This window comes from Bacillus sp. A260, assembly GCF_009861435.1.
Lineage (GTDB): Bacteria > Bacillota > Bacilli > Bacillales > Bacillaceae_G > Bacillus_A > Bacillus_A cereus.
Genome location: NZ_CP046398.1, coordinates 2,726,437 through 2,739,220, shown reverse-complemented (window position 1 = coordinate 2,739,220; position 12,784 = coordinate 2,726,437). Strand labels below are relative to the sequence as shown.

Sequence of the window (12,784 nt, the reverse complement as noted above, 5' to 3'; positions counted from 1 at the left end):
TGTTGCAAATGTTTTGATATTATGTAAAATTATACAATTTTACGGAGGCATTTGATAAAATTCAAAAAAATTTAATGGAGGCTAATATGAAAAAAGTAATTGGCGCAGCAACAGCAACTGTTTTTGGATTGGGAGCGTTTACCACAACTGCTACCGCAGAAACAATCGTAACAGCAGATGTACTTAACGTACGTGAAAAACCGACTACAGAATCAAAAGTGGTCGAAAAAGTAAAGAATGGGCAAGAGTTAAAAGTCATAAATACCGAAGATGGCTGGTCAAAAATTGAGTTGAATGGTAAAGAAGTGTTTGTAAGTTCGGAGTTTACAAAAGATGTATATCATGTAACGGCGAATTTGTTAAATGTACGTACTGAAGCAAACACAGATTCAGAAATTCTTGGCAGACTAAAAAAAGATGATGTAATTGAATCAACGCATCAAGTAAAAGACGGATGGCTGCAATTTGAGTATAAAGGAAAAACTGCTTATGCAAACGTTTCTTTCCTATCAAGTACAGCACCAACTGAAAAGAAAACCGAAGAGAAAACGAAGCAAGTAGCGAAAGTACAAAAATCAGTTAAAGAAAAGAAAGAAGTAAAGACGCAGAAAGTAGCAAAAGCGAAAGAAACAACGAAAGCACAAGAAATAGTAAAGCCTAAAGAAGAGGCAAAAGTAGTAAAAGTTAAAGAAGAACCGAAAGCGCAAGAAATAGTAAAACCTAAAGAAGAGGCAAAAGTCAAAGAAGAAGTAAAAGTTAAAGAAGAAGAAAAAGCGCAAGAAATAGTAAAGCCTAAAGAAGAGGCAAAAATCAAAGAAGAAGAGAAAGTGCAAGAAATAGCAAAGGCTAAAGAAGAAGAAAAAGCGCAAGAAATAGCAAAAGCTAAAGAAGAAGAGAAAGCAAGAGAAATAGTAAAAGCTAAAGAAGAAGAGAAAGCGCAAGAAATAGCAAAAGCTAAAGAAGAAGAGAAAGCAAGAGAAATAGCAAAAGTTAAAGAAGAAGAGAAAGCGCAAGAAATAGCAAAAGCTAAAGAAGAAGAGAAAGCAAGAGAAATAGCAAAAGCTAAAGAAGAAGAGAAAGCAAGAGAAATAGCAAAAGCTAAAGAAGAAGAGAAAGCAAGAGAAATAGCAAAGGCTAAAGAAGAAGAGAGAGCGAAAGAAGTATCTAAAAACAACATACAGTCTGCTAAACGTGAATTAACGGTAGTAGCGACAGCGTATACTGCTGATCCAAGTGAAAATGGTACATATGGTGGACGCGTATTAACTGCGATGGGGCATGATTTAACGGCAAATCCGAATATGAGAATTATTGCAGTTGACCCGAAAGTAATCCCATTAGGATCTAAAGTATGGGTAGAAGGCTATGGAGAAGCGATCGCTGGTGATACTGGAAGTGCAATTAAAGGTAATCGTATTGATGTTTTAATGGGTTCAAAAAGTAAAGCTATGAATTGGGGAAGACAAACTGTTAAAGTGAAAATTTTATAGTAACTATAATGATCCAAATAGAAGTCAGTTCTCTTTATTGAGGCTGGCTTTTATTTTTTTAGTAGAAGGATAATAGGATTTTTAAAGGGCTTATTACTAAACCTGTAACAAAACATAAAAATTGTATGATGTTTAGAAAATAAAACTATTAAGAATGAGATAAGGAAGTAGAGAAGAGAAGAGTAGAGTAGTATGTTGAAAACGAAGGATTAACGTATAATGAAATGTATAAATTGGATCAAATTGTTTACTAAACACTTTCAATCATAATAGTGTAATTAAGTTCAAAGGATAGGTGTATTTCATGAAAGAAGTAAGAGAATATATTGAAACAAAGAAACAAGGTGTATTAGAGTTGCAAATAAAAGAAACTGAAGAAAAGTTAGGTGCTGCTTTCCCAAATCAATATAGGGATCTTATTAAATTAGTTAATAATGCTGAAATAGGGGAATGGATACTATATCCGATTAAAGATAATAGAAATGTAACGAAAACTTGGGATGATATAGTTAGACAAAATGTTGACATGAGAGATGAGTATATGCCAGAAAACCTTATCATAATTGGTGACGATGGTTCAGGGGATAAATTGTGCTTTAAAATAAATAATGGAAAAATGGATGATAAAATATATATTTGGTATCACGCGGATGACGAAATGGAAGAAATATCTCCGAGTTTAAAAGAATTTATTATGGAAACTATTCAGGAAGACGATGTTTTTTAGTCTTAATTATTATCATTTTGTGAATCATTCTTATAAAAGGCGAGGATAGAATATGACAATAGAATTATATGGCGCACATTGTAATGAGCGGAAAGGGTATAGAGTAATTGAAGGAAGAGGTTCATATAATCATTACTTTGGCGGTCAAGATTGTAATTTGCCAGTATGTAAGTTATGCGGTGAGAAGATGCATCAAATTCTCTGTTTTGATTTAAAAGATGGGAGACTTGCTGAACTTTAAAGTAATGAACTAAATATTTTACCATTCGTTTCATGCTTGAACTGTGCGATGGTGTGGGAACCGCAATATTTTCAGTTAAGTGATGGAGGTAAAACAGTTCAAATCATAAAGCAGCAAAATACAGAAGAATGGATAATGGAAGAGGAAGATAAGTTACCAGTTTCATTACCAAAAACAACGGTAAAGCTTATAAATATGAAAAATGAAGATATACCTACAGATGAAGATAGTTACTGGGAAGCTTTTGACTTGTTCGGTTCTGAATATGTATGTAGATTATTAGGGGCACCATTATATGCGGATCTTCCAGAGCATTTGGCGTGTCCAACTTGTTCTAAAGAGATGAAGTATGTTGCTACAATTACACAAGATATCGAGGAACGTGAACTTATTTCAGTAGTTGATTTCCAGTTTGGGGAAATGAATATATACTATTATTTATGTAAAGATTGTTCAATTATAAAAACGGAAACACAAAGTACATAACAAGACTAACATATTATATTAGTCTTGTTTTTGTATCGCAACATCATTAAGAATCGCATCAAATATATCTTTTTGCGTAAAGTTATCTGTAAAAATAGTTTCTCTGGCAACCTCAATTGTATCGTGCGGATTATACCATTTTTGGAGGGAATCTTCACCAAATTCATATCGTTTGTCCCTTGTGTTATGTCGTCTAATAGTTTCCTCTAATGATAAATCAAAGTAATATGCAAATGCATTTTCATCAAAATAACGAATTAATTCTTTTAACATCTCACCATACCTATGACTGTTCAATATACCTTCTAAAATAACAAATTCACATTTTCCTTTTCCGTACTTCGTAATTTCAAATAGTAAATCATGTGATAAATTACCCATTGTGTCGTGTACTCTAAGCATATCTCTACGTACAACATCCTGTGATACTAAAAGTGTTCCTTGTCCGAAATGTTCTTGTAGTTGTTTTGCAATCGTTGTTTTACCACTTGCGGAGTTTCCTCTAAGAATGATTAAAGTGGATGTAAGTATAGGATTAGACATAATGTATTTCCCCCCAACAGCATTAATTATATAGAAAATTTTAACAAATAAAGTGAGGAAAGTGTATAATTAATATGATGGATATTTAAGGAGGGGGTAAGATGGGAGATATATTAAAAAATGCACAACCTATATGGAAACGGACTTGGTTTCGTTATCTAGGGGCATTTTTTATTGTTCAGTTACTGTTTACCCCGCATTAAAGGGCAGTAAGACCCCCACCTCAAAATTCAGCGAAAGCGAAGAAGTTAGGTGGGGGGATCAACTGCCCGTAAAAGCCCGATTGGTTCAACTAATAATCAGTGGGGGATGAACAAAACCCCCACTGATTAAAGTTTCACTTTATTTTGTGTGAAATCACTGCGTGGGCGCCAAACTTTAGGCCAGGCGGAGAGTTTTTTAATAGAATATTAAATTCTCAATTTTTCACTGAATGGTTCACACTCTATACAATCCCGCAACTTAACGTATTTACAGCATTTTTTGCGATTACATTACTACCATATGCATTAGTAGGTGCAATGAAAGATGTAACAGCAAGAAAAAATATAAAGAAATAATAGAGGTATAATATGCTTTTTCAAAAAGAAGGTTTATTGATTAGATACGTAATGGAAGATGATGCATCTATCATTTCTAAATGGTTAACGGACCCAGCAGTCCTGCGGTATTACGAAGGACGAGATAATCCGCAATCTGTAGAAAAGGTGCTTGATCATTTTATACATAGTCCAAACAGTAATGAAAAAAGATGTTTAATAGAATTTGATACCATTCCGATTGGTTACATACAAATGTACCCAGTGGATTCAGAGTGGAAAGCGTTATATGGCTATAAAGAATCACAAAATGTATGGGGTATGGACCAATTTATCGGTGAACCAGCCTATTGGGGAAAGGGAATTGGAACAAAACTCGTTCAGGCAGCAATTACATATATTATGGGTGAAATGGGAGCAGAAGCAATTGCAATGGATCCGAAAGTAAATAATGAACGAGCAATAAAGTGTTATGAAAAAAGTGGATTTAAAAAAGTAAAGATTTTAAAGGAACATGAGTTGCATGAGGGGAAATTAGAAGATTGTTGGATGATGGAATATAAACAATAATAATGGCTTATACAAATAAAGGGGGATGTGTGAAATGAAAAAAGCATTAATCGTAATTGATGTGCAAGCGGGTATGTATACAGCTGGAATGCCAGTACATAATGGGGGGAAGTTTTTACAAACATTGCAAGAGCTTATTAGGGAATGTCGTTCAAATGATATTCCAGTTATTTATATCCAACATAACGGTCCTAAAGACCATCCGTTAGAAAAAGGTACGGATGGATGGCGAATCCATGCGGCCATCGCTCCGCAAGAAGGAGATAATATAGTTGAAAAGACGACTCCAGATTCATTCCATAATACAAACTTAAGCGAAGTGTTACAAGAGAAAGGAATTGAACACGTTATTCTTTCGGGAATGCAAACAGAGTATTGTGTAGATACGACAACGCGCAGAGCATGTAGTGAAGGGTATAAAGTAACGTTAGTGAGTGATGCGCATAGTACATTTAATACAGAAGTGTTACGTGCTGAAGATATTGTGAAACATCATAACGCAGTATTGGGAGCGTTTGCGGATGTTGTTGCAGTAAAAGACTTAAAAGTGGCTGCCTCTAAATAAGAGGCAGTTTTTTATTAGAAAAAATAGCGTCAAATATTGTTAGTAAGTCGGTATTTTGAAATAATCACTTATATAATTTCACGTACCATAATGAAAAAATACAAAAAAGGAGCACCACATAATTAAAAAGGGCGCTCCTGCATTAAAACGTTACTTTTTCTTATCTTTATCCAATATATTTTGTTCTTCAGCAAACTCTGTACCATATGCAAAGCGGCGATTAATACGAATGTTATCATTGTTGTGCCTTGTATGAGAGTTAGAGAAGCGATGAACGATTACTTCAGATAAAGTGAAGACGATGGCAGAAAGGATACTGCCCCATGCAATTTGCATATAGTTGTCTAATAAAATATTACCGAAAATCCATACGCTTAAATATGTTAATAAGAAATCCGACATAATGGCACCAGTATTGCCAATTCGATTTAAAATAATTTTATCAACGAACATGTAGGATACGATTGTAACAAAGAGACTGAATGAAATAATTTGAACAAACGTTGCAGGGAAAAATAAAGCAAGCCCAATGCTAAATGCGATAATGCACGATATAAACTTGATAAGCACTACTGTGAAATCATTCAAAATTTACACCTCCGATTTATACATAGTTTTTCAATAAATTCTGGAGTTCATACATTGTAACGGATTTATTTACATAAAACTTTTTCATGTTCGGAATTTAGTCTAAATATTATAAAAACAATGAAAAAATGTTATAGTAAAATGAGAGTGTATGACATTTTTAGGTAAGGGGGAATCCAAGATGTGGATTACTTCAGAAGTAGAAATTCCAGATGAGTTAATTGATCACCTTGAGCAAGGAAAGTTAGTATTATTTGTTGGAGCGGGAGTTTCTATGAAAGGGAAATCAAACTTACCGAATTTTGATGATTTAGTTGATGAAATTGCAAAAATGTTATATGTCGAAAAACGTGAAATAACAGAGCCACATGATTATTATCTTGGCAAAATTGCGAAAACAAAAGATGTACATCAAGTCGCAAGAGATCTCGTTCATATAGAGAAATCAAAACCGAATCCATTGCATTATGCAATTCCAAGGTTATTTCCTTTAGATACAGATATCCGCATTGTAACAACAAATTTTGATCAACATTTTACAACTGCAATTAAAGAAATAAATAGAGATATCAATGTTTATTACGCTCCAGCTTTACCGACTGGGAGAGCTTTTAAAGGTCTTGCTTACATACATGGTAATGTAGAACAGGAGAAAGAGGCTTTAATTTTAACAGATGGTGATTTTGGAAGGGCTTACTTAACGGAAGGGTGGGCGAGAAGGTTTTTAGTTGATCTATTCTCAAATTACACCGTTTTATTCGTTGGATATAGTCATAATGACCCAGTAATGAAATATTTAGCAACTGGTTTACCACCAAGTACAAGACGATTTGCTTTTGTCGCACAAGGAGAAAATACATACCACTGGGAACATTTGGGGATAAGACCAATTGTGTATCCGAATAAGGTGAATAATCATCAATCCCTTGTAAAAGCGGTAAAACGCTGGGCTGAATTAATGGGTGATAATTATATTACGAAAAGAATGCGTATTCGGGATATTGTAACGGTTCCCCCGTCAGTAGAACAGGAACAATTATCATACATAAAGCAATCGATTAAAAAAATTGAAACAGTACGTTACTTTGTGGAATTTGCTCATGATTATGAATGGGTCGAATGGTTAGAAGCAGAAGGTAAATTACAAAATTTGTTTATGCTTACGCCAAACTATAATGAAGTAGATGAATTACTTGCAGAATGGTTAGTGGAACAATTTCTTTTTAGTCATCAGAAAGAATTATTTCAATTAATTTATAAAAACTATTCTAAAATATCACCGTTATTATGGAGAACAATTTGTAACTACTTAAACGAAACGAAGAGTAAGATGGACCCGTTGTTGTTTGCAAGGTGGACACTCCTTTTATTAGAAACAGCTGAAAAAGATAGTAGCTCTATAGAAAAGATTTCTAAGTTACTGCAAAAATGTTCTTTTCCTGAGCATAAAGAAATTGCCTTATTGTTACTAACTTTTATTTTAGACGGAAAACTGAAGTTGAAACGTGTAAGAAAATGGGGAAATGATACGCAAGAATCAATAGAACTCGAGGAATCGAGTCGCTTACCAGTATCTACATTTTCTCATGTGGAGCAAATTTGGAACGAAAAGATGAGGCCATATATCGCTTATTATGCTGTTCCAATTATGATGATTGGATTAGAAAAATTGAGAATGTTGTCGTTAAGACAAACGGCACTGAAAAAAAGAAATAAGGAAAATGTAGAGAAAGAGTTTCATCAAAATGATCTTGCATTTTTAATACGAATTGTAAAAGAGTGTCTAACTTATTTATGCGAAAACAATGAGAAAAAAGCGGATTATTATATTACAGAAATGATAGAAGCAAATAGCGTACTTCAAAAGCGAATTGCAATTGATGCGATGAATAAAAATATTTTTGTTCGTGTAGATGACAAAATGAAATGGTTGTTACATGAAGGACTTCTTTTAGATTTCACTTATAAACACGAAGTTTTTCAACTTTTAAAAAGGCATTATGCACATTGTTTAGAAAAAACAAAAGAAGAAGTCACTCGAACTGTAATAAAGCATCTTACAGAAGAGCGGGTATTTGATGCATGTCTCGTATTAGACTTATTATTCAAGTGTGATTCGAATAGCCCATCTACGGCAAATGGGTATGAGTTAATGAAGCAAAAGCATCCTCATTTTCATTCTGAACGATACAGTGTACAAAAGAAAGAGGATACAGCAGAAAGCATTACTTGTAATGTAACTGCTGACGGATTATTGCAGCTGAAAGATGTTGAAATTATGAAGCAAGTTCAGCAATTTTCGCAAGATGGTGTTTTTGAACAACGCCATTTTTTAGAGATGTTATCAAAAGCATGTAAATTAAACACAGAGTGGAGTATTTCATTTGCATACCAATTAGTAGGAGTGCAAGAAATAAGTAATGAAGTATGGTTTGTTTGTATTAGAGAATGGCGAAATAATCGAGGATTGACGAATGAGCAAATCCAAAAAATTATTCCGCTATTGCAGAAATTTGTTAGAAATACTGCTTTTCATTGGTTAATTAGTAGTTTTCTATATGAAATTAGTAATCGACTAGAAGAATTAGAAGAGAATAGTATACGTGTTGTAAAACGATTTGCATTTTCAGTGTTTCCTCAAGTTATGAAGAGTGATACAGACTTTAAGCTTGGGAAACAAGATTTTTATAATGAATCAATTCAGCATCCAGTTGGAAAAATGACGGCTGTATTATTAAAGTTGTTATCATATGATCATTTATACGATCGTAATGTATATGAATATTTATTTTTATTTGAAGAACAAGTAAGAGTTAATTCGGAACGAACAAACTTTATGTTTGCTCGTTTAATAGCAGATATTACATTCCTATATCATATTGAAAAACAATGGTGCCGAAAATATTTGTTACCATACTTAGATTTAAAAAAACAAAATGAGATTACGGAATATGCATGGGCCGGCTTATGTTACACGCAAATAAATCTACCTTTATTTACAGAAATGAAGCGATTTATTAAGTATGCGATAGAACATTTGGAAGTATTACATCCGCATACGAGAGAAGCTTTCTTGAAGTGGCTTAGCTTTGTATTTATTAAATGTGTACTATATTGGGATCAAAAAACAGATTGGTTATACCCGTTACTCATACTAGAAAATGAAGAAAATAAAATTAAGTTTATGCAGTTTTTATGCTATTACGTCAAAACATTAAGTGTAAAAGAACAACAAAAATTTTGGACAGCTTGGCTCAGTGTATTTTTGCGAGAACGACCAAAAATGGGTGAGATAACTGCAAGAGAATATGTAATGCTTTTACGTATTATTTTATACATGGATGAAATATTAGAAAAAGGATTATGTATTATGTCTCGTGCATTTTCAAGTGTACATGGTAAATGTGCAGGTGAGGAAATGAAGCAGTTATTGATTGAAATGCTTCATAAAAAAGAAAGTATGAAAGCGCATAAAGAAATATTTGCAAATGTGTTTTTTATTTTACTACAAACATGTCACGAAGCCGTTTTATTTGAAAAAGAAATCATAAAAATAAAAGAATTATTAGTTCAGTATGAAGTAGAGGAATATGTTTTACATTTACTAGAAAATGAAATAATTCGCATAGGAATTGTAATGGGTGATTTACAAAAAGAATTATAGGACGAAAGTGGAATTTTAAAAAATATATAAAAAGTTGTTGACAGTGTTTTGAAAAGCGTTCTATAATACGAATCATACTTATTCAATTTCAAAAACATTTGAATAAACAAAGTGCAATGAAGAGATCACAGTAGTGGTTAGTCTTACTGTAACAGAGAGCTGGTGGTTGGTGTGAACCAGTACAGGGATAATCATGAATTACAGTCTTGGAGCATCTTTTTCGTAATAAAGATAGTTTGTCTTTATGAGGAAAAAGCGGTCAATTGATCGTTAACAGTGAAGAGAGGTAGACGGAAAGTTAGTCTACAACTAGGGTGGTACCGCGATAAATATCGTCCCTACTGATTTATTCAGTAGGGACTTTTTGTATTTTAGTGGTTCAACTTGAAAATTAAATAGTCATGCATTGAAAGGAAAAGCAGTAGTTGTTGTTTCCCTGTAACAGAGAGCTGGTGGTTGGTGCAAACCAGTACATAAACAAGAGCGAATTACAGTCCTGGAGCATCTTTTTCGTAGTAAAGATAGTATTGTCTTTATGAAGGGAAAGACGGTCAGATGATCGTTAACAATGAAGAGAGGTAGACGAAAGAAGTCTACAACTAGGGTGGTACCGCGATAAATATCGTCCCTACTGATTGGATCAGTAGGGCTTTTTTGTACAAAAAAGTGGGTTTTTAACTAGTAGTTCATGTCTTTGTAAGAATTATCAGTTTAAAATAAGAAGAGGTATCGATTCCACTATGAATTTGTATAATTAGTCAGTTCAGAAAATAGAGAATTTTTTATTCTCTTACTATACTTTTAAAACATTAGAGGAGGATTTCCAAATGGCAAATCATGAATTAGATCAATTACGTAAACAGGTAGATGAAATTAACTTACAACTATTACACCTTTTAAACAAACGTGGTGAAATTGTTCAAAAAATTGGAGAGCAAAAGCAAGTACAAGGTACGAAACGCTTTGATCCAGTACGTGAGCGTGAAGTACTTGATATGATTGCAGAGCATAACGAAGGACCATTCGAAACATCAACAGTTCAACATATTTTCAAAACGATTTTCAAAGCAAGCTTAGAGTTACAAGAAGATGATAACCGTAAAGCGTTACTAGTATCACGTAAAAAGAAACAAGAAAATACAATCGTTGATGTAAAAGGTGAATTGATTGGAAACGGAACACAAACGTTCATCATGGGACCTTGTGCAGTAGAAAGTTTAGAACAAGTTCGTCAAGTAGGGCAAGCGATGAAAGACCAAGGCTTAAAATTAATGCGCGGTGGTGCATTCAAACCGAGAACTTCTCCATATGATTTCCAAGGTTTGGGAGTAGAAGGACTTCAAATTTTACGTCAAGTAGCAGACGAGTTTGACTTAGCAATTATTAGTGAAATTTTAAATCCGAACGATGTTGAAATGGCATTAGACTACGTTGATGTAATTCAAGTTGGCGCACGTAACATGCAAAACTTCGATTTATTACGAGCTGTAGGTAAAGTTAACAAACCAGTATTATTAAAACGTGGATTAGCAGCAACAATTGATGAGTTCATTAACGCAGCGGAATACATCATTGCGCAAGGTAACGATCAAATTATTCTTTGTGAGCGCGGTATCCGCACATACGAAAGAGCAACACGTAACACATTAGACATTTCTGCAGTACCAATTTTAAAGAAAGAAACACATTTACCAGTTATCGTTGATGTAACACATTCAACTGGACGCAGAGATTTATTATTACCAACAGCGAAAGCGGCACTTGCAATTGGCGCAGATGCAGTAATGGCTGAAGTTCATCCAGATCCAGCAGTTGCATTATCAGATTCTGCACAACAAATGGACATTCCAGAATTCCATAGATTCATGGATGAGTTAAAAGGTTTCAAAAATAAATTATCTTAATTCCATATCATATATGCGTTGAAGAGGAAACAGTAGTGCTTATCTCACTGTTAAAGAGAGCTGATGGTCGGTGTGAATCAGTACAAAGGTAAGCATGAATTACAGCCTTGGAGCATCTTTCCCGACAACTTTTGGAGGGTAAGACGGTCAAACGATCGTTAAAGAAGAAGAGAGGTAGACGAAAGAAGTCTACAACTAGGGTGGTACCGCGATAAACATCGTCCCTACTGAGCGCTCAGTAGGGACTTTTTTGTACAAAAAAATAGTAAAGGAGCAAGAGAAATGAGATACATTACAGCTGGAGAATCACATGGACCGCAGTTAACAGTTATTTTAGAAGGTGTACCAGCAGGTTTGACACTTACGGCGGAACATATTAATAAAGAATTATTAAGAAGACAAAAAGGTCATGGACGCGGAAGACGTATGCAAATTGAAACAGATACAGTTGAAATTGTAAGTGGTGTTCGTCACGGGATGACACTTGGATCACCGATTACGTTAATTGTAAAAAATGATGATTTCAAACATTGGACGAAAGTAATGGGTGCAGAGCCAATTTCGGAAAAAGAAAGTAAAGACATGAAACGTACAATTACAAAACCACGTCCCGGACATGCAGATTTAAATGGAGCAATTAAATATGGTCATCGTGATATAAGAAACGTATTAGAGCGGTCATCTGCAAGAGAAACGACAGTTCGTGTAGCTGCTGGTGCAGTTGCAAAACAAATTTTAAGCGAATTAGGCGTGGAAATTGCAGGGCATGTTCTTGAAATTGGTGGAGTAAAAGCAAAACATATTTCAAACTTATCGATTGAAGAAATTCAAACAATTACTGAAAACTCACCAGTTCGATGTTTAGATAAAGAAGTAGAGCAAGAAATGATGAATGCGATTGACAACGCAAAAAGTAGTGGAGATTCAATCGGTGGTATTGTGGAAGTCATTGCAGAAGGTATGCCAATTGGAGTTGGTAGTTACGTTCATTACGATCGTAAATTAGATGCAAAACTTGCTGGTGCAATTATGAGTATAAATGCATTTAAAGGTGCTGAAATCGGCGTAGGTTTTGAAGCGGCACGACAACCAGGAAGCAAAGTGCATGATGAAATTCTGTGGGATGAAGAAAAAGGATACACGAGAAAAACGAATAATGCCGGTGGTTTAGAAGGCGGTATGACAACAGGTATGCCAATTATCGTAAGGGGCGTGATGAAGCCAATTCCTACTTTATACAAACCGTTAGCAAGCGTTGATATTGATACGAAAGAAGCATTCCAAGCGAGTATTGAAAGATCTGATAGTTGCGCAGTACCAGCGGCGGGTGTAGTAGCTGAATCTGTTGTGGCATGGGAACTTGCAGATGCACTAGTCGAACAATTCGGAAAAGATCGTATGGAATTATTAAAACAAAACATTATGCAACACAATAACTACGCAAAAGAATTTTAATAAAAAGGTGGG

Annotated in this window: 10 protein-coding genes, 2 pseudogenes and 3 other annotated features; of the genes and pseudogenes, 10 read left to right on the top strand and 2 right to left on the bottom strand. The window is 34.3% G+C overall.

The window, feature by feature from the left end:
* Positions 1–86 precede the first annotated feature (86 nt).
* The 3 genes and pseudogenes from entB (at position 87) to GD442_RS13875 (ending at position 2,944) form a co-directional block, all read left to right on the top strand.
* Positions 87–1,490, top strand: coding sequence for a cell wall-binding protein EntB (entB, locus tag GD442_RS13885; protein WP_268895161.1), 1,404 nt, complete (start codon positions 87–89; stop codon positions 1,488–1,490).
* 304 nt (positions 1,491–1,794) lie between these two features.
* Positions 1,795–2,217, top strand: a complete 423-nt coding sequence (locus tag GD442_RS13880; RefSeq protein ID WP_000665937.1) for an SMI1/KNR4 family protein — start codon at positions 1,795–1,797, stop codon at positions 2,215–2,217.
* Between the two features lie 52 nt (positions 2,218–2,269).
* Positions 2,270–2,944, top strand: a pseudogene (locus tag GD442_RS13875) (hypothetical protein).
* An 18-nt stretch (positions 2,945–2,962) separates the two neighbouring features.
* Here GD442_RS13875 and GD442_RS13870 read toward each other — a convergent pair.
* Entirely contained in the window at positions 2,963–3,487 is a 525-nt protein-coding gene (locus tag GD442_RS13870; RefSeq protein WP_000070148.1) for a kinase, read from the bottom strand.
* A 101-nt stretch (positions 3,488–3,588) separates the two neighbouring features.
* On the opposite strand from GD442_RS13870, the gene GD442_RS28330 reads away from it, so the two are divergent.
* The 4 genes and pseudogenes from GD442_RS28330 to GD442_RS13855 all read left to right on the top strand — a co-directional run bounded on the left by GD442_RS28330 (position 3,589) and on the right by GD442_RS13855 (position 5,161).
* A complete protein-coding gene (locus tag GD442_RS28330) occupies positions 3,589–3,690 on the top strand; it encodes a YfzA family protein (protein WP_000502345.1) in 102 nt (33 codons plus the stop codon).
* Between the two features lie 138 nt (positions 3,691–3,828).
* Positions 3,829–4,047: pseudogene (locus GD442_RS13865) on the top strand (YfzA family protein); the annotation flags it as partial.
* Between the two features lie 12 nt (positions 4,048–4,059).
* Positions 4,060–4,596, top strand: a complete 537-nt coding sequence (locus GD442_RS13860) for a GNAT family N-acetyltransferase (RefSeq protein WP_000898772.1) — start codon at positions 4,060–4,062, stop codon at positions 4,594–4,596.
* A gap of 34 nt (positions 4,597–4,630) precedes the next feature.
* The gene (locus tag GD442_RS13855) at positions 4,631–5,161 is read left to right on the top strand and encodes a cysteine hydrolase family protein (protein ID WP_000709539.1); all 531 of its coding nucleotides are present in this window, start codon (positions 4,631–4,633) and stop codon (positions 5,159–5,161) included.
* Positions 5,162–5,311: 150 nt separating this feature from the next.
* On the opposite strand, the gene GD442_RS13850 is transcribed toward GD442_RS13855, so the two are convergent.
* The gene (locus GD442_RS13850; RefSeq protein ID WP_000997702.1) at positions 5,312–5,749 is read right to left on the bottom strand and encodes a YndM family protein; all 438 of its coding nucleotides are present in this window, start codon (positions 5,747–5,749) and stop codon (positions 5,312–5,314) included.
* 181 nt (positions 5,750–5,930) lie between these two features.
* Between GD442_RS13850 and GD442_RS13845 the strand changes: the two genes are divergently transcribed.
* The 3 genes from GD442_RS13845 (at position 5,931) to aroC (ending at position 12,772) form a co-directional block, all read left to right on the top strand.
* The gene (locus GD442_RS13845; protein WP_000265192.1) at positions 5,931–9,413 is read left to right on the top strand and encodes a DUF4020 domain-containing protein; all 3,483 of its coding nucleotides are present in this window, start codon (positions 5,931–5,933) and stop codon (positions 9,411–9,413) included.
* A gap of 107 nt (positions 9,414–9,520) precedes the next feature.
* Positions 9,521–9,756 (top strand) — a binding site (T-box leader).
* A gap of 54 nt (positions 9,757–9,810) precedes the next feature.
* Positions 9,811–10,046, top strand: a binding site (T-box leader).
* Positions 10,047–10,240: 194 nt separating this feature from the next.
* Positions 10,241–11,317, top strand: coding sequence for a bifunctional 3-deoxy-7-phosphoheptulonate synthase/chorismate mutase (locus GD442_RS13840; RefSeq protein WP_001273575.1), 1,077 nt, complete (start codon positions 10,241–10,243; stop codon positions 11,315–11,317).
* A gap of 9 nt (positions 11,318–11,326) precedes the next feature.
* Positions 11,327–11,546 (top strand) — a binding site (T-box leader).
* 53 nt (positions 11,547–11,599) lie between these two features.
* The gene (gene aroC, locus GD442_RS13835; RefSeq protein ID WP_001269424.1) at positions 11,600–12,772 is read left to right on the top strand and encodes a chorismate synthase; all 1,173 of its coding nucleotides are present in this window, start codon (positions 11,600–11,602) and stop codon (positions 12,770–12,772) included.
* The last annotated feature ends 12 nt before the right edge of the window (positions 12,773–12,784 follow it).

Excerpts from the sequence above, each read along its gene's own strand:
- entB (WP_268895161.1), top strand. The coding sequence starts at position 87 with ATGAAAAAAGTAATTGGCGCAGCAACAGCAACTGTTTTTGGATTGGGA.
- GD442_RS13880 (WP_000665937.1), top strand. The coding sequence starts at position 1,795 with ATGAAAGAAGTAAGAGAATATATTGAAACAAAGAAACAAGGTGTATTA.
- GD442_RS13870 (WP_000070148.1), bottom strand. The coding sequence starts at position 3,487 with ATGTCTAATCCTATACTTACATCCACTTTAATCATTCTTAGAGGAAAC.
- GD442_RS28330 (WP_000502345.1), top strand. The coding sequence starts at position 3,589 with ATGGGAGATATATTAAAAAATGCACAACCTATATGGAAACGGACTTGG.
- GD442_RS13860 (WP_000898772.1), top strand. The coding sequence starts at position 4,060 with ATGCTTTTTCAAAAAGAAGGTTTATTGATTAGATACGTAATGGAAGAT.
- GD442_RS13855 (WP_000709539.1), top strand. The coding sequence starts at position 4,631 with ATGAAAAAAGCATTAATCGTAATTGATGTGCAAGCGGGTATGTATACA.
- GD442_RS13845 (WP_000265192.1), top strand. The coding sequence starts at position 5,931 with ATGTGGATTACTTCAGAAGTAGAAATTCCAGATGAGTTAATTGATCAC.
- GD442_RS13840 (WP_001273575.1), top strand. The coding sequence starts at position 10,241 with ATGGCAAATCATGAATTAGATCAATTACGTAAACAGGTAGATGAAATT.
- aroC (WP_001269424.1), top strand. The coding sequence starts at position 11,600 with ATGAGATACATTACAGCTGGAGAATCACATGGACCGCAGTTAACAGTT.